The organism is Humibacter sp. (assembly GCF_051954055.1).
Taxonomy (GTDB): Bacteria; Actinomycetota; Actinomycetes; order Actinomycetales; family Microbacteriaceae; genus Humibacter.
Genome location: NZ_JBQCIE010000049.1, coordinates 1 through 17169 on the forward strand (window position 1 = coordinate 1; position 17169 = coordinate 17169).

Here is a 17169-nt window from a genome sequence, read left to right on the forward strand (position 1 = left end):
CGCCAGCGCCGACCGCCGTCTCGGCGGTCGGTTCGCGAATAATCCGGATGCGTACGGCACCACGAACGGCGACCCGGCGATCGTCTCCCCCGGTGGCTCCGGCCGCGGGCTGGGCTTCGCCGGCGCGAACTCCGACGTGCAGCTGGCTCTCGCCCCGCTGAACGTCGACGCGGTGCGGGCGTACCGCGCGAAGGTGACCGCGGAGGCGCAGGCGGCGGGACGGCAGGCATCCGACGTGAAGACGCTGTTCGTGTTCAAACCGGAGGTGGTCGCGAGCGAAGACGAGGCGCGCCGCGTGGTGGATGCCTCGCATCATCCCTCCGACGACGAGCTTCGCGCCGTGCTGCTCGGGCAGTCGAGCGACTCGGAGACGGACCTCACGGGACTCGACCTCGACGAACCGCTGGACCCCGCCGTGTTCGGCCCGCACGTCTCGCGCGGCACTATCAAGGGACTGCTCGGCAACGCACCGAGCTTCGACGCCCAGCCGTTGCGGGATCTGCTCGTCGCGAAGGCGCGCAAAGGCGCTGTCGCCGACCGCGAGGGATTCGTCGGCACCGCCGGCCAGCTCGCGGACTTCATCGAGGAGCTCGGAGAGGATGCCGGCAACGACGGCTTCATCTTCTCCGGAGACCTGCATCCGGTCACGGTGCACCGCATGCTCGACGACCTGGTGCCCGAGTTGCGGCGCCGAGGCATCCTGCGCACCTCGTACGCACAGGGCGGCCTGCGGGCGAACCTCACCGACTTCTGATGCGCCGCCTACTCCTGCCGGTTGAGTAGCGCCCGAAGGGCGCGTATCGAAACCATCCTTGGGCGGCCAGGGGTTTCGATACGCCCGCTTCGCTGGCTACTCAACCGGCGGAGCGCTCACCTGCCAGCGCGACGAGCGCGGCGCGGTTCGTGTCGTAGAGCGTCTCGTCGGTGACCATGCCGAGCTCGCGCATCCGCTTCACGAGCGGCAGGCGTGCCCGGCTGAAGGCCAGCGTCACGTCGTTGTCGTGCAGCCATCGCTTGAGCGCCTCGAACGTCTCCGCGGCGGTGACGTCGACATCCGTCACGGACTCCAGATCGAGCACCAGGTGCCTGATCGGCGGAGTCGTGCTGACCTGCACGGCGCGCTTGATGGCATCCGCGAACACGGTGCTGTTGGCGAAGAACAGCGGCGCCGCCATCCGGATGACCACCACGCCCGGCGCCGTCTCCTGGCCGCTCGGCGCTGGGTCGAGCAGCGAGTGGTGCGGGTTGTCATCCGCGGAGAGCACGTCGATCGCCGGTTTGGATGCCCGGCTCGCCAGGTTGATCAGGGCGAGCACGAACGACACGACGATGCCGGCGATGGCGCCCACGAATAGCGTCACCAGGAAGCACACCGCGCCGACGATGAACTCGAAGCGGTCCTGCTTCCAGAGCCGGGCGAAGTCCCGGATGCCCAGCAGCGGCAGCACGGCGACGCCCACGATGGCGCCGATCGCGGGCGACGGGATGTCCTCCAGCAGCGCGGTGCCGAACAGCAGGAGCAGCAGTGTGCCGACCGCGGTCACGATTGACGGCAGCTGCGTGCGCGAGCCCGCCTGGTCGACGGCCGCGGTGCGCGAGGTGGACGACCCGACGACGAAGCCGCCCGTCGCGCCGGCAGCGATGTTGCCGACGCCGAACGCGAAGAGATCCTGGTTCGGTTTCGTCTCGTAGCCGCGCTTCTCGCCGTAGCTGCGTGAGACGAGCAGTCCCTCGGCCATGGTGACCAGCAGCAGCGCGATCGCCGACGGCACGAGCTCGAGCCACGTCGTCCACGACAGGATCGGCCACGTCAGCTTCGGCGGCCCGGCGTCCACCTTGCCGAGAACGGAGACGCCGGCATCCTGCAGGTGGGTGACGACGACCACAACGGTGGCCACCACGAGCACGATGAGCGCCCACGGAACGATGCGCGCGATGCGCCTTCCGACCATCAGCACGATCACGGCGAGTACCGAGATCAGCACTGACCACCAGTTGAGCGTGGTGATGTGCCCGAACAGGTCGGCTACCTTGTCGACGAACTCCGCGCCGGAGTCGATCTTGACGCCGAGCATCTTGGCGATCTGGCTGACCAGGATGTCCAGCGCAAGGCCGCCGACGAAGCCAACCAGGATCGGCTTGGAGAGAAAGCTGGCGAGGAATCCGAGCCGGAACACCGAGGTGAGCAGGAAGAGCACGCCGCAGATGATGGCCTGCGCGAGCGCCATCGTGATGTAGTCCTTGCTGCCCGCCGCCGCCAGTCCGCCGATGGACGAGGCGACGAGCGCCGCCGCGGCCGCGTCGGGGGATGCCACGAGCTGGCGCGACGAGACCCGTTAGCGCGTAGATCGCGGCCGGCACGATCAGCGCGTAGAGCCCGGCCGTGGCGGGGAGCCCGGCGATCTGGGCATAGCCGATGTTCAGCGGCACGGCGATCGCGAGAAGCGTGACGCCGGCGAGCAGCTCGCGCAGCAGGTTGCGGCCGGTGAGTCCGGCCAGTGGCCGCACGATCGTCATCTGCTCCCCCTCGACTGCTACCGGGCACGCGGGCGCGAGGCAGCGCCCTTTCGCAACGTATGCGCGTGCGACGTGCGGGCATCCGGCGGCCCGAGGTTCTCGCCCGCTCCGGGCGAAGGCGCGCCGTCCGTACGCGCGTCGGACACAGACATCCGGGTGCTGTTAGCGTGCTGGTGGCAAGCATCCGTGATTCTGGGGGGATTCCGATGCGGTTGGGGCGTGCAGCGTCGGTCGTCGCGCTCGTCGTCATCGGCGTCGTCGGCATCACCGTTGCGCCGTTGCAGCAGAACCCGGTGGCGACGTCGCGGTACGCGTTCCTCGACGCGATGTCGTCGGGCAAACAGGATGCCTACCTGCAGAAGCATCCGGACGCCGCGGTCGGCCTGCTCAACCTGCACCCCGAGGCGAATGCCGCGGCGTGGCGGGACTTCCCGAAGGACCTCCGACACGACCTCGCCGAGACACTGCCATCGCTGATCGGCGGCATGGAGGGTGTCGACTACGCGTCCCGCGACGTCGCGAACCGCACGTGGCTGCGCTCGCTGATCGGGTCGGCGCAGCGTGCCGTGAAGAAGCATCCGTCGGATGCCGTCGCGCAGCAGAAGCTGAGATGCCTGCTCGCGATCAAGGCTGCCTTGAGGATCCACAAGCCGCACCGATACCTGGTGGACCTCACGAACGACCCGAAACCACTCGCCGCCATCGCCATCGGCAACCTCGACACCACACGCCTCGTGTCGTTCACCGTTCCCGGGATGGGCACCTATAGCGACGACATGCAGCTGTGGGCCCTGGGTGCGCAGAACCTGTACGACGCGCAGGGCGGGGCGGGCGCGACGAAGCAACGGGCGACGGTCGCGTGGATCGGCTACGTCACGCCGCCGCCCGGAATCGACGCGGCACTCGGCCAGTACGCGCACATCGGCGCGCAGAACCTGATCGAGGCGCTCGAGGGGTTCTGGGCGGTGCGCGACCCGAAGACACGGAGCGGGAAGTCGGCCAGCACGAAGGCCCGCGATACGATCACACTGAACGTCGTCGCGCACTCCTACGGCACGACGACGGCGGCAGATGCTCTCGCCGCGAAAGACCTGAACGTGTACTCCTTCGTGATGCTCGGCTCCGCGGGCATCGAGCAGAGCGTCGGATCTGCCCGGCAACTGCACGCCAAGCACGTCTACGCGGGCGAAGCGACCGGCGACACGGAAGCCCGCTGGGGACGTATCTCACGCATTGACCCGCGCTCGCCCTCGTTCGGCGCGATCCCGCTCGCGGTGGACGGCGATCCGAACAAGGACGAGCTGCCAGTCACGGGCCACGCGCCGATCCTGCACTCGGACTGGAATGACAACCCCATGTCGAGCGCATGGGCGAAGTTCACGAACGTCGACGAGTTCGCTCAGAAGTATCTCGATCACCTTCAGACATACGGCTACCTGGATGCCGGCACCGAGTCGATCGCGAACGTCGCCGCGGTCACGGTGCCGCCACATCACACCGACGCCCACGACGCGACGGTGTCGCCGTAGACCGCTGGTTGAGCCTGTCGAAACCAAGTACCGATCACACGAGAACTTCATCGAGGGAACATAAGGCTGGCGTCCAACAAGTGGTCAGACTAGATGTTGCAGTTGTCGCCCCTTCACCGGGCATTTCATCGGGCGGGTCTTACGGGCATCCCGGTCCCAACTGGTACGCGCTCACCGGTTCCGATGCTGGCGTGCACGGTGGGGGACCGGCTTGCGGGCGGGTAGCGGGACGCGGAAGAGCTGCTTGCTGGCCGGCGATCTTGGCGGCCTCATCCGGAAGGCGCGACTGCCCCGGCGGCCAGCTGACCGCACGCGGATCGATCCGTCTGGGCCGGTTGTGAACCTGATACGACTATGACGCCGATCCCTGTTCGGTCATAGTTGGATTACGCGGCTGGGCATCGCTCGAAGGACCCAGCATGTTGCAGTTCTGGAAAGAGAGTTCGACGGTGACTATCTCGGTGTCAGAGGGAAGCGATGCCAGCATATCCAGCTTCGAGGGCAGCATCACCATCGACGCCGCCGACCAAGACGCTGCAGCCCGCGCGATCTCCCATATCTACCGTTCGCCCCGGTCGCGCCGAATCTGGATGGTGATCCCGGGAGTGCTTCTGCTCGCCTGGCTCATGCTCTCGCCGTTGAAGCTCGTTGCTGCGTTCCTGCTGGCCTTCTACCTTGGAACGCTCACGACGGCGATCTATGTATGGACGCGGGCAGCCATCAATGCGCACCGCACACTGCCGGCCGCGGTGCGAGAACAATACCCGCTTGGAGAAGAACTCTCGCTCCGCGCCGACCCCGACGGATTCACCGTGACCAGCCCACAAGTCTCATCGCGCGTTGCGTGGACCATGATTTCCACCGTTCAGCGCATTGAAGGCGGTATTGTCCTCCGCGGCCGCTCAAAGCAGCCCTTGTTCATTTGGCCAGGTCGAGTCCTTACCGACGAAGCAGTGTCAGGTATGAACACCTGGGTAAAGGCGCGCTAACCCCTCGAGTGCCCACAGGCCGGTCCCGCGTCGCGCAGCCGGCCAGCAGTTCGTCGAGCTCTGCGCGATTGCGGATCCCTCACCGGGCACCAGATGGTGCGGTTCGGTTGTCGCGGCAGGTCCGCGATGATGAAGCATGAGCCAACGCGAGTTAGATGCAGCGATACAGACGTTCTACGCCGAGGTCTTCGATGAGGGTGTGCGGCTCACGACCCGGTCACCGCAGGGCCGCCTCGAGTTCGAGCGCACGCAGGCGATCGTGCGCGCCGCGACACCGGTCCCGGCGCGTGTGCTTGATGTGGGCGGAGCGACTGGCGTTCATGCGGCTGCATTCGCGGTCGCTGGTTACGAGGTCGTGCTGGTGGATCCGGTGGCGAGGCAGGTCGCGGCCGCAGCACGTATCGGCACTTTCGTGGCTCAGCTCGGTGATGCCAGGCAGCTCGACTTCCCCGATGACTCATTCGACGCGGTCCTGATGGCCGGACCGCTCTATCACCTGACCCATCGCAGCGAGCGTCTACAAGCGCTGGGTGAAGCACAGCGCGTATGCCGGCCGGGCGGATTTGTGCACGCGGCGGCCATCCCGCGCCTTGTCGCGTTCGCTGCAGCGGCGCTCGACCAGGACTTGCTCGTCAATTCGCTCGACGACTGGCTGGGGCTCCTACGGCACGGCACTCCGGTGCCCGCGCTCCGGTTTCCCGGCGGCCACTTCCACACCCCGGACGAGCTCCAGGACGAGATGACCGATGCGGGCATTCGCAACGTCACCGTCGTCGGTCTCGAGGGCCCAGCCGGCATCGCCCTTGAAACTGTTGCCGAGGTGACAGACGCCGACTACTCAGCCGCGCAGCAACTCGCGAGAACCTTCGCCCACACACCGGACATTCGCGACTTCAGCAACCATCTACTGGGTTCCGGACAAGCCTGACCACCACCGCAGCACACCCGTCGATGGGCTCAGTAGAGGATCCGCTTATGTGCGCTTCCACGTCGCGGGCGTTGCGCTCCTAAGCTGGGTGCCGGCGATCGGAGCCGAATTGTGGAAGAGGCGCTGGAGGGCGGCCATACAACGCCCGGTGTGGTGAAGAGCGGCGATAGCGTCCGCCGGCCACGTGGGCGCAGGTCGGTGTTCGCGGCGAAGGTGTTGCGAGAGCTGAACGCACGCGGCTACCGCTGGGCCCCGCGGTACTTGGGCATCGACGACCAGGGACGGGACGTCCTGTCGTTCGTGGAAGGCGCGACGACAAGCCATCCGTCGGAACGTGATGAGCGTTCGTACGCGGCCGTGGGTCGGATGCTCCGAGAGCTGCATGAGCTGACGCGCGGCAGCGAGCTTGCAGCTGGCGGCGAATGCGTCGTCCATGGCGACCCTGGCCCGTTCAACGTGGTGATGCGTCGCGGCATGCCGGTAGCGCTCATCGACTGGGACGCAGCCCATGCCGGCGATCCGCTCACGGATGTCGGTTACGCCGGCTGGACGTGGTGCATCCAAGCAGTCGGGGGTGTGCCGGTGGCGGACCAGGCGAGAAGGCTTAGCGAGCTCGTCGGCGGATACGGCGCCGCGTTGCCGCCGGACACCGTGCTCGCTGCCATCGAGCGGGCGCAGTTGCATATCGTTCAGGTCGAGCAGGGAAACGCAGACGACCCGGGTTTGAGCGACACTCGCCGAGCGCACGCACGAGCCGCGGTCGATTGGGCGACAAACGATCACCGCGTTCTTGAAGTGAATCGCAATCTCTTTCGCCAAGCGCTCTGACCACATCACACCCAAGCACGTTTGGGGATCCCGCTACGGGCACCCGGAGCAGGCGGCGCGGCATAGGACTTGAAGCCCGGGGTGGAGTCGCCGAACCCAAGCTCCGATCGAACCGGTGGTTCGACGGCTGTCCTGCGGCAGTGGAACGATGTCGCGGAGAACCGGGAGGTGAACTTCGTCATCTCGTGGCAAGTTAGGGACATGAGGTTCGGGGAAGTGGCGGCGCGAATAAATGGCTTCAGCACGCCATTTGGCGGGGTGTCTTGGGTTCCTCCAACGGTCGACATTGATGTGGCTCGGCAAGTGATCGCTCATGTGGAGTCCAAGCGGGTCCTGTTCTCGACATACTCGAACGAGGTACCGGAGCACTGTGTCGCGTCAGTGCTCGATATCCGTTCCTTCTTGACGGAACAAATCTCGAAGGGTGGGATCAGCGACAAATTGGACCAAACGCTGCGGCTGATGCGGCGGCAGTGCTTGAGGTTCTTAGATCGAGTCGGCGCGACCGAAACTTCGGTGGACGCGAACGCGCACGGCAGAACTCTCTTTCGGGAACCGCGCTGGCACATGCACGATTACTGGTTTGGCGAAGCGCTCGGTGAGCTGCGAGGCGGTATGGCTCTCCAGATTTGCACCATTGCTGTTGGGTACCGCCTGGACGTTGAAGACGATCTAGCGAGCATCCTTCCTCCCCCGGAAGACTGAATATCCGAATGGAACTGGGTCAACTTGGGGAACATCGGGCGGCCGCACTTGATGAGCGGGCTCGATCTGCGCGGCGATTGCTGGCGGCACAACTGGGCGCGGAGCTAAAACAGGCGGGCGAGAAACTTCATGTGGTCGGCTGGATCGTGGGTCCCGGAAGGGTCTACGGAACCTCGCCTTTCGGCAATGGGGACGATGGGTTGGTTGAGCTGGCCTATGTGGCTCAAGCCTCAGGCGAACTCGTGCGTGGCACCGTTCAGTCGCTAGAGCAGCACAACCTCTACTCGGGCGCGGCCCTTATCCGGCAGCTGGTGGAGATGGAGTACCTCGTGTGGTCGTTCGGAGAGCGATCGGACACTTGGGGAGATTGGCTCCGATCGAGTCAGGAAGAGCGGCGGCAGAGCTGGCAACCTGGACATCTCCGGAAAGCCTCAGATGGCCACTTCAATGAGACCGAGTATGGGAAGCATTGCGAGCTCGGTGGACATCCAACTCCTCCAGGGATCCGGGCCCTACTTGGCGCGGTTGTTGCTCGCGACGTGATGGCTGAGCTTCTGTGGTCGGAGCTCTGCCAGCACGGCGAACGAATCTGGACTCGCCTTCTCGCAGCATCCGAGGCCCACGTGAGTCCGTTGCCCAACATCCAACTGGGGATCGAAGCCGCCCTCAAGGAGTGGCGCTCTAGCGATCACCTGGCGGCTGACCTTTCTGGAGGGCGATCAGCCTAGGTGCCCAGCAACTTTCCTAGTCGGTGCGCGAGCCCGAGCCGAGCGGAGGCGGTGCCGTCAAGAACATGGCGACCCGCCCGTAGAGGGGCCGGTCATCGCACGCAACCGGATCCGCTATAGGGCATGCGGGTTCGGCGGTGCGCACTCGCGTCTCGTCTCCGCACGCCGGGCAGTATGAGGTGGTGTACGTCAGGTTCGAAGCAGCGGAGATGAACTCGCACGGCTTTGCCCGTGGCGTGTTTGCACTAGCCAATGGTCTCGCCCATTCCGGCGCGCCAACCAACTCCGGCGCCGCGTTGGGACTGTCCAAGCCCGCGTAGTAGGTTTCTTCCCACTCCTGCATCGCCACTCGCAGATCCTGCGGTATTCGGGCGCTGTCGTAGTCGAAGGGGCCCATCGTGAACCATATGATCGTGCCGGCGTAATCGGGAAACACGCGGACAGTCGTCGACAGATATCGAGTGAGCTCGCGCATGCTCGGACTCTATTCGTAGAAGCTCCACCGCGCTGCACATCGATGGTCGGCCCCTGGCATACCCGTACTCAGTGCCCGCTGGAGGATCCGCTACCGGGCCGTCGCGGGCCTCCTGGGTCGGCCTCCCGCGCCGATGTGAAGCATCCCCGGACGCGCGGTGTCATCATGAGGACGATGCGAAATGAACGGCTGATCCCGAGGCGCACTCCCGAGTCGCGCGCCGTGGTCGAGAGGGTTCAGCTCGTCATGGACCTGACCTCACGCCTGAACGTGTTGCGGCACAACGACATCGACGGGCGCACGGCCCTTCTCAGTGAGATCCTCGGGCGGCCCGTACCCGAGACGCTCACCATCTACCCGCCGTTCTACTGCGACTACGGCCTGGGCCTCGAGTTCGGCGATCGCGTGTTCGTGAACCAGAACTGCGCGTTCTACGACCTCGGCGGAATCACCATCGGCGACCGCACCATGATCGGACCCGGCGTCACGCTCAGCACCGCGGGGCACCCGGTCGAGCCTGCGGAGCGGTTCGACGGCATCACTGTTGCGCCCATCGTGATCGAGTCCAATGTGTGGATCGGCGCGAACGCTACCGTGACCCCCGGAGTGCGGATCGGCTCCGGCTCCGTCATCGCAGCAGGCGCCGTCGTTGCAAAAGACGTCCCGGACAACTGCGTTGTCAGCAGCAACGGATACATCAAGCGCCGCGACCTCACCCCAGCGCCCTAGCGATCCCGTCGCCTACCCCACCTCGTCCGGCGTCTCCGGCGCAGGTTCGTGCGGCCGCGCCGACCACACGGCGCCGATGCTCGCCCCGATCACGAGCAGCACGGCGACCACCCCGACCCAGGTGAACCGCTGGCCGAGCAGCACGAGCCCGGCGAGCGCTGCGGTCGCGGGTGCCAGGCTCATCAGCGTCGCGAACGTCGAAGCGTGCAGGTGCCGCAGCGCGAGCAGTTCCAGCCCGTACGGAATCGTGGACGACAGCAGCGCCACCGCCGCACCGAGCAGCAGCACCTCGGGTCGCAGCAGGGCCGAGCCCGCCGAGACGATCCCGAACGGTGCCGACGCGATGGCGCCGATCGTCATCGCGATCGCCAATCCGTCGAACTTGGCGAACCGTCGCCCTGTCTGGCGGGACAGCAGGATGTAGAACGCCCACGACGTTCCGGCACCCGCCGCGAACAGAACACCGACGAGGTCGAGGTGACCGAAGCTGCCGTCGCCGAGCAGCACGACGCCGATCGCGGCGAGCCCCGCCCACAGCCACGCAAGAGCCTTGCGCGCCGCCACCACCGAGAGCACGAGAGGGCCGAGCACCTCGATGGTGACCGCGGCGCCGAGCGGAATGCGGTCTAGCGACAGGTAGAACAAGCCGTTCATCAGGGCGAGCACGAGGCCGAAGCCGGCAACGGTCATCCAGGAGCCGAGACGGATGCCCCGCAAACGCGGCCGGGCGATCGGCAGCAGGATCGCGGCAGAGAACAGCACCCGCAGAAAGACCATGCCGAGCGAGCCGACCTGCGGGAACAGCAGCACCGCGATGGATGCCCCCACCTCCTGGCACACCAGCCCGGCCACGACGAGCGCCGCATACCGCGCGCCGCCGGAGGCCGTGCCGCCCGCGGTCAGGTCACCGGATGCCGCACCACCGGTCGCGCCCTCGCTGGTCACTTCGCGGGCTCGTCGCCGGCATCCGCTTGCCAGACGCGCGTGCCGCTCGGCGGCTCCTCGCGGAGTCGTCGGACCGCGGCGACGAAAGGGGCCATGCTCTGCGAGTCGGCCCGGTAGCGGTGCGCCGTGCGGGAGATCGTGATGGTGACGATGTCGACGTCCGCCCCGGTTGTGACATCCGTCTCGACGTCGCCGTCGATGAGCACGAAGTCCGGTGCGTCGTGCGGGTCGCCTGAGGCGAACACGAGCCACTCCTCGGTGAGGCCGAGCTCGCCATCCACCCACCGGCCCTCGCGCAGAGCGGATGCCGCCACCGGCTCCGTCACCAGGAACTGGTTGCGCGGCAGCAACTGCTCGACGTGCACGCGTCGCACCGGCTCGCTCACTGCGGCTCCATCATTCGCGCCCCATCGGCTCCAGCACGGACCAGTCCGCAGGAAGCGGTTGGGCGTCCCATTCACGCTGCGGGGTCCACGCGGACCAGTCGGCGCTGAACGGCCACTCGTTCGCACTCGCCATCGCCGTGACGCGGTCGGTGGAGCGACGCGTCAGCTCGGCCTGCTCCGCGGAGATCGTGCCGACACTCACGCACCACTCGAGCTCGTCGGCATCCTTCACCCGGACCGCGCGCTCCTCGCCGCTGATCACCAGGTCGAGCACCCAGTCCTCGGTGTCGTAGCCGAGCCGGGTGCGAACCCATGGCCGCTCGAAGTTCACATAGAAGTAGGGAGACCACACGCCGCCGCGGTCCACCCAGCGCCACACTGACCACGGCTCGCCCCAGGCGTGCACGAAGACCACGCCGTCGCCGTGCCACTCGCGCTCGGAGTGCGTGCCGTCCCAACCGCCGCGCACCAGGTTGCGCGCACGCGGACCCCCTCGCTCGCCGTTGCGCTCCTTGTGCACCGTCTTCGGCGGCTGGTACAGCACGGCGTGCCGGTCATCGTCAGCGATCACCCGCGCCGTGTGCGCATAGCCGACGTGACGCTCGTGGTGTCCGGGGTCGACCTCGGCGACGTTGCGCAGCACGATCACGTCACCGAAGGACCAGGGTTCGTGCCGCGCCACCTACGAAAGCCTACGTGCTCGCCCCCGGCGAACGCCCGGGTCAGGATCCCGAGCGCACCACCGCGACGCCGAGCGGTGCCAGCGTGAGCGCATCCACGACCGCCGCACCCGTCAGCAACTCGTGCCCGGCGAACGGCAGCGAGACGGTGGCGTCATCCGTCTCCGAGTGGTTCACGGCGAACAGGAACCGGGCCTCCGCCGACTCCCGCATCGTGATCTCGACGTCGGCCGGCGCATCCGGCACCAGCGGCGGAATGCCCGCCCGAGCCGCCTCGCCGTTCAGCAGCCTGGCAAGAGCGGATGCCTCCAGCCGCGTACCGATGTACAGCACGCGTCCGTCGCCTACCGCGTTCTCCAGCATCGCGGCACGGCCCTCCAGCAGACCCGTCGTGTACACGGCGCGCACCGAGGCGGACTCGGCGTGCAGGCTGTCCTGCCACCAGTCGGCGGTCGTGACGACGTCGAGGTCGCCGAGCGACACCCCGTACGACTCGAGGTCGCCGAGCGACACCCCGAACGACTCGCCGTCGCCGAACGACACCCCGAACGACTCGCCGTCGCGGGCCGGCCAGTACTCGTCGATGTACCCGCCGATGAGCTCGCGCAGTCCGCCCGGATACGCCGGTTGCCGCACGTTGTTGCTCTCGTCCACCACGCCGGAGAAGAACGAGCACACGACAACACCGCCGGCCGAGACGTACTCGGTGAGCGCCTCGACGAAGCGGTCGGTGACGAGGTAGGCGTTCGGAACCACGATCATCCGGTAGCCCGAGAGATCGGAGTCGAACGAGACGACGTCCACGGCGTGGTGCGCCTCCAACAGCGGCCGGTAGTGGTCCAGCACGAGCTGCGGGTAGTCGAAGTCGTTGCGGGGGAGGCCGTGCGTCTCGGTGAGCGCCCACCAGGCATCCCAGTCGAAGAGCACGGCGATGTCCGCGTGCGATCCGGCGCCGAGTGCACCCTGGATGAGCGGCAGCTCGTTGCCGAGGCGCTCGACCTCGCGCCAGGTACGGGATGCGGTGCCCGAGTGCGGCAGCATCGCCGAGTGGAACCGCTCGTGGCCGCCGCGGCTCGCCCGCCACTGGAAGTACAGCACCGTGTCCGAGCCGTGCGCGATCGCCTGGAACGAGCCGGCCCGCATCAGGCCAGGCCGCTTCACGTTGTTCACCTTCCACTGCGAGACCGCGCTCGCCGCCTGCTCCATGAGCACCCACGGCTCGCCCTTGAGCGAGCGCATGAGATCGAAGTTCAACGCCGCAGCGACCCACGAATCGGCCTCGCCGGGGTTCGGGTAGATGTCGAGCGCGACGGCGTCCTCCTGCCGAGCCCACGCCCAGTAGTCGGCGTTGCGGTAGAACCGCATGAAATTCGTGACGATCGGGATGTCGTCGCGGAACTTTCGAACGATGTCGCGCTCCGCGACGAAGCACTCGAGCAGAGCGTCCGAGACGAAACGCTTGAAGTCCAGCTGTCTGGCCGGGTTCATCCAGGAGCGGGGAACCGCCGGAACATCCACCTGCTCCCAGTCCGTGTACCGCTGGCTCCAGAACCGCGTGTACCAGGCGTCGTTGAGGGCATCCAGCGACCCATAGCGGCGCCGCAGCCAGCCGCGGAACGCCACGGAGCTCTGCTCGTTGTACGCCGTCGGGCCGTACTCGTTGCTGATGTGCCACATCGCCAGCGCCGGATGCCCCGAGTAACGTTCCGCGAGCGCCCGCGTGATGATCGCGGCCCGCTCCCGGTACACCGGCGACGACGGGTCGTAGTGCAGCCGGTTGCCGAAGCCGAACGTCTCGCCGTCCGCCATCACCGGCAGCGTCTCCGGGAACTGCTTCGACAGCCAGACCGGCGGCGCCATTGTCGGGGTGGCCAGGTCGACCGCGATGCCCGCTTCGTGCAGCAGGTCCATCACCTCGTCCATCCACTCGAACGTGAAGACGTCCGGCTTCGGCTCCAGGGACGCCCACGCGAAGACGCCGAGCGTCACGAGGTTCACACCGGCTCGCCGCATGAGCTCGACATCCTCATTCCACGTGGCGCGATCCCACTGCTCCGGGTTGTAGTCACCGCCGAACGCGAAGCCGCCGAGCCGGGCCCGCAGGCCGTCCATGCGCACCCGGCTCTGCTGCGGATCCACCGCGTCGTCGTGTGTCATGAGGTGAACTCCTCGGTCAGGCGGCGTACGAGCGGGCGGGATGCGATCACGGTGAGGAGCGCGAACGGCGCGACGAGGATGCCCGCAGCGGCCTCGCTCCCGACGTAGACGAGTGCACCGGCACCGAGCAGCAGGAGTACGGCGCCGAGAAGCCAGCGCGGCGTGTGGGCGAGCCCGTACGCCGCGAGGCGCATCGCGTCGCGGAGCCGGAACGAGAAGAACGCGACGATCACGAGCACCGTGCTGCCCCAGAGCAGCGCGCCGGCGCCGAGCGCCACGAGCAGCCAGTACACCGGGGCGGGCAGGCCGGCGCTCGACGTGAGGTCGAGCGCCAGCACCACCAGTAGCGCGAAGTACGGCGCCCAGAACAGGAGGGTCTGCCTCCAGCCCAGCCGGTACCCCCGCAGGAAGAGCCGGAAGGGTTCGATGTCGCGCTCCGCCGCGTACGCCCGCATCGTGTAGAGCGCGGCCACCCACGCCGGTCCGATCGAGAAGCCGCACACGGCGACCAGAACGGGACCGCCGATCGCGATCATCGGTGCCAGGAAGACCGCCGCGATGAACGGCGCGGTGGCGATGAGGAACGCAGCAGTGGTGCCGAGCAGGCCGTAGGCCGCGAGCATCCAGCGGAACCACGGCCTGGCGAACACGTCACGTGTCGCGCCCGGATCTCTGGTCGTCATCTGGCGGGCATCCCTTCCCGGTCTCTGACTAGGAGCCCATCTTCTTCTGCAGCTTCGCGTAGTACCTGTTCGCGTTGTCGACGTAGGTCTGCATGCCCTTGCTCTTCAGCGAGGAGATATAGGCATCCCACTGGTCGAAGTCCTGCTTGCCGAGGATGAAGTTCAGCGTCGCGGTGTTCGCGGCGTCGATCAGCGCGGTCTGCTGCAGCGTGGCCTGCTGCAGCTGCGTTGGCGTGTACGGCACGGCGGGCGCCGGCGGCACCTGCTTGTACGACGACATGATCTTCTGCCACGCGAGCTCCTCGGGAGGCATCGTCGAGTCGACGATCTTCGTCGTGCCGCCATACATGAAGTTGCCGCAGGAGAAGCCCAGGTCGTTGCGGATGTCGGTCTTCGCGTTCGGGTCGCCGAAGCCGTATGCCGACAGCTTGTAGCCGGGCAGCAGCTCGTACTTGCCGTCCTTCACCTCGAAGGTCTTGCCCTCGACGCCCCACTTCAGGAATACCTGGGCGTCGTCCGAGTACCAGAGCCAGTCGATGAACTGCAGCAGCGCCTGGAAGTCCGACTTCTTGGCGGCATCCGTCGACACCATGATGCCGTTCTCGAGCCGGGAGCCGCCCACGACCTTGCCCTTCGGCCCGGCCGGATTCGGCAGCTTCGCGATCTTGAACGCGCCGGCGCCGAGGTTCTTCTCCATCTGCGTGCGGGAGAGCACGAGGGTCTGGGCGTTCACGTTGATGAAGTACGAACGACCGGTCTCGAACTTCGCGGTGGCCTGGTCATCCGACTGCGTGAAGCTCTCCGGATCCATCAGCCCGTCCTTCACCAGTCCGGCGAAGTACTTCAGCAGGTCCTTGAACTGGTTCGACGCAGGGGCGAACGAGAACTTCTGCGACTTGGTGTCGAACTGCAGGCCGTTGCCGATGCCCCAGTTCGGGCCGGCCATGGTGCCCCACGTCACCGCGGCGAGGTTGAGCGTGCTCGCCCCGAGCCACCGGTCCGAGAACGGGTACTGCACCTCAGGATGCTTCTGCTTGACCTTCTTCAGCACGTCGCGGAACTCGTCCCACGTGGTCGGGGTGTCGATGCCGTCGGCCTCGAGGATGTCGGTGCGACCGCCGATCGTGTAGTCGACGAACAGGGTCTGGTGCAGGCCGGGGAACACGTAGAACTTCCCGTCGGCCTGGCGGATGGTGGCGAGGTCGGGGTCGAGCTTCCACTTCTTCACCTTGTCGGTGAAGTTCGGCATGTACTGGGTGTAGTCGCTGGCCGCGATGATCGCGCCGCCGCCGACGAACTGCGTCTCCTGGCCAGGGTAGGTCTTGGCGATCACGTCCGGCGCGTTGCCCGAGTTGATCAGCAGGGCGCGCTTCGTCGTGTAGTCGGCATAAGGCACGATCGTCGGCTTGAACGTGACGTTGGTCTTCTCGGCGATGTCCTGCCAGATCTCCCACGACGACTTCTCGGGGTACGCCGGGTTGTCCTGGAACAGCAGGGAGACCGTCAGAGGCGTCGTCGCCTTGAACTGCTCGTTGACACCGAGCGACTTCATGGCGCCCTTCGACTTGCCGGAGAACGCGTCCTTCGTCGACGAGGAGTCGTCCGATGAGCATCCGGCGAGCAGCCCGACGGTGATGCCCGCCAGGCCGAGCGCAAGCACGTTGCGCCGTGAGATTTCCGTGGTCATGGCTGTGAACCTCCAGTGATCGTTGCGGGTGGGGTGGAACGAGAGACGGCGCGATGGATGCCGCGTGCAGGCATCCGCTTGTTCAGCCCTTGACGGAGCCGAGCATCACGCCCGAGACGAAGTAGCGCTGGATGAAGGGGTAGACGCAGAGGATCGGCAGCACCGTGAGCACCATGGTGACGGCCTTGATGTTGGCGCTGATCTGGGTGAGGTCGCTGGCCGCGTTAGCCCCGGATGTCTGTGCGCTGCTCGCCCCGGCGATCAGATTGCGCAGGTAGATGGTGACCGGGAACAGGTTCGAGTGGTCCAGGTAGATGAACGCCTGGAACCAGGAGTTCCAGTTCGTGACCGCGTAGAACAACACCATGGTGGCCAGCACGGCCTTGGAGAGCGGCAGCACGATGCGCCACAGCGTGCCGTAGGTGCTGAGCCCGTCGATCTCGGCCGCCTCTTCGAGCTCACGAGGCATGTTCTCGAAGAACGACTTCATGATCAGCACGTTGTAGACGCTGATCGCGTTGGGGATGACGATCGCCCAGATGGTGTTCGTCATGTGCAGCCCGTTGACCAGCACGTAGTTCGGGATCAGTCCGCCGGAGAAGAACATCGTCACGACGGCGAGGCCGATGAAGAACTTGCGGCCTCTCAGCTCGTGCTTGGAGACGGCGTAGGCGAAGATCGTGCTCAGGAACATCGAGATCGCCGTGGCCACCACGGTGTAGAGCACCGTGTTGCCGTAGTTGATCCAGAACATCTTGTCGCTGACGACGACCTTGTAGGTGTCGAGGTTGAACCCGAGCGGCCAGACGGTGACCTGGCCGAAGTCGATGAACTTCTCGCTGCTGAACGACTCGGCGATCACGTTGAGGAACGGGTACAGCGTGACGGCAACGGCGAGCAGCAGGATGGCGACGTTGACCCAGCCGAAGATGCGCTGGCCGCGCGTGGTGTGCAGCCGGGCTCCCCGTCTGCTGGGTGCGCGCGTGCCCAGCGTGATCGCGACCGTTGCGCTGGACTCGGCTTCGTCTGCGCTCGCGGTCGACGTGTCGACGACGGTGACGGGCGTCGGATTGTTGATCACCACAGGCTCGCTCCGATCAGGCGACGGGAGATGAAGTTGGCCGAGACCACGAGCACGAGCCCGATGACCGCCTCGAAGATGCCGATCGCGGCCGCGTAGCTGAAGCTTCCGGACTGCAGGCC

Annotated in this window: 15 protein-coding genes and 3 pseudogenes; 7 read left to right on the plus strand and 11 right to left on the minus strand. The window is 66.5% G+C overall.

Annotated elements, in window-relative coordinates; genetic code table 11:
• Positions 1-754 (plus strand): annotated as a pseudogene (locus ACTHNC_RS06165) (LLM class flavin-dependent oxidoreductase); the annotation flags it as partial.
• Between the two features lie 100 nt (positions 755-854).
• On the opposite strand, the gene ACTHNC_RS06170 reads toward ACTHNC_RS06165, so the two are convergent.
• Entirely contained in the window at positions 855-2315 is a 1461-nt protein-coding gene (locus tag ACTHNC_RS06170) for a SulP family inorganic anion transporter (RefSeq protein WP_440293717.1), read from the minus strand.
• 76 nt (positions 2316-2391) lie between these two features.
• Positions 2392-2517 (minus strand): annotated as a pseudogene (locus tag ACTHNC_RS06175) (hypothetical protein); the annotation flags it as partial.
• A gap of 206 nt (positions 2518-2723) precedes the next feature.
• On the opposite strand from ACTHNC_RS06175, the gene ACTHNC_RS06180 reads away from it, so the two are divergent.
• From ACTHNC_RS06180 to ACTHNC_RS06200, 5 genes are all read left to right on the plus strand, one after another.
• Entirely contained in the window at positions 2724-4046 is a 1323-nt protein-coding gene (locus ACTHNC_RS06180; RefSeq protein ID WP_440293718.1) for an alpha/beta hydrolase, read from the plus strand.
• Between the two features lie 419 nt (positions 4047-4465).
• Positions 4466-5035 (plus strand): YcxB family protein, encoded by a 570-nt coding sequence (locus tag ACTHNC_RS06185; RefSeq protein ID WP_440293719.1) that lies wholly within the window; start codon positions 4466-4468, stop codon positions 5033-5035.
• A 136-nt stretch (positions 5036-5171) separates the two neighbouring features.
• Positions 5172-5963, plus strand: coding sequence for a class I SAM-dependent methyltransferase (locus tag ACTHNC_RS06190; RefSeq protein WP_440293720.1), 792 nt, complete (start codon positions 5172-5174; stop codon positions 5961-5963).
• Positions 5964-6074: 111 nt separating this feature from the next.
• Positions 6075-6791, plus strand: a complete 717-nt coding sequence (locus tag ACTHNC_RS06195) for an aminoglycoside phosphotransferase family protein (protein ID WP_440293721.1) — start codon at positions 6075-6077, stop codon at positions 6789-6791.
• Between the two features lie 168 nt (positions 6792-6959).
• Entirely contained in the window at positions 6960-7496 is a 537-nt protein-coding gene (locus ACTHNC_RS06200) for a DUF6650 family protein (protein ID WP_440293722.1), read from the plus strand.
• A gap of 744 nt (positions 7497-8240) precedes the next feature.
• On the opposite strand, the gene ACTHNC_RS06205 is transcribed toward ACTHNC_RS06200, so the two are convergent.
• A complete protein-coding gene (locus ACTHNC_RS06205; RefSeq protein WP_440293723.1) occupies positions 8241-8699 on the minus strand; it encodes a hypothetical protein in 459 nt (152 codons plus the stop codon).
• 174 nt (positions 8700-8873) lie between these two features.
• Here ACTHNC_RS06205 and ACTHNC_RS06210 point away from each other — a divergent pair, with 174 nt between their 5' ends.
• Entirely contained in the window at positions 8874-9428 is a 555-nt protein-coding gene (locus ACTHNC_RS06210) for a sugar O-acetyltransferase (RefSeq protein ID WP_440293724.1), read from the plus strand.
• A 12-nt stretch (positions 9429-9440) separates the two neighbouring features.
• On the opposite strand, the gene ACTHNC_RS06215 is transcribed toward ACTHNC_RS06210, so the two are convergent.
• The 8 genes and pseudogenes from ACTHNC_RS06215 to ACTHNC_RS06250 all read right to left on the minus strand — a co-directional run.
• A complete protein-coding gene (locus ACTHNC_RS06215; RefSeq protein ID WP_440293730.1) occupies positions 9441-10331 on the minus strand; it encodes an EamA family transporter in 891 nt (296 codons plus the stop codon).
• Positions 10332-10369: 38 nt separating this feature from the next.
• Entirely contained in the window at positions 10370-10759 is a 390-nt protein-coding gene (locus ACTHNC_RS06220; protein ID WP_440293725.1) for a hypothetical protein, read from the minus strand.
• A 10-nt stretch (positions 10760-10769) separates the two neighbouring features.
• On the minus strand, positions 10770-11441 hold the full coding sequence (locus ACTHNC_RS06225) for a DUF402 domain-containing protein (protein WP_440293726.1): 672 nt from the start codon (positions 11439-11441) through the stop codon (positions 10770-10772).
• Positions 11442-11481: 40 nt separating this feature from the next.
• On the minus strand, positions 11482-13596 hold the full coding sequence (locus tag ACTHNC_RS06230; protein WP_440293727.1) for a beta-galactosidase: 2115 nt from the start codon (positions 13594-13596) through the stop codon (positions 11482-11484).
• Positions 13593-14279 carry a DUF624 domain-containing protein gene (locus tag ACTHNC_RS06235; RefSeq protein WP_440293728.1) on the minus strand — a complete coding sequence of 229 codons (687 nt, stop codon included), beginning with the start codon at positions 14277-14279 and terminating at the stop codon, positions 13593-13595. Before ACTHNC_RS06235 ends, ACTHNC_RS06230 begins: the two co-directional genes overlap by 4 nt.
• 28 nt (positions 14280-14307) lie before the next feature.
• A complete protein-coding gene (locus tag ACTHNC_RS06240; RefSeq protein WP_440293729.1) occupies positions 14308-15966 on the minus strand; it encodes an extracellular solute-binding protein in 1659 nt (552 codons plus the stop codon).
• Positions 15967-16048: 82 nt separating this feature from the next.
• The gene (locus ACTHNC_RS06245; protein ID WP_440293731.1) at positions 16049-16963 is read right to left on the minus strand and encodes a carbohydrate ABC transporter permease; all 915 of its coding nucleotides are present in this window, start codon (positions 16961-16963) and stop codon (positions 16049-16051) included.
• An 80-nt stretch (positions 16964-17043) separates the two neighbouring features.
• Positions 17044-17169 (minus strand): annotated as a pseudogene (locus ACTHNC_RS06250) (sugar ABC transporter permease); the annotation flags it as partial.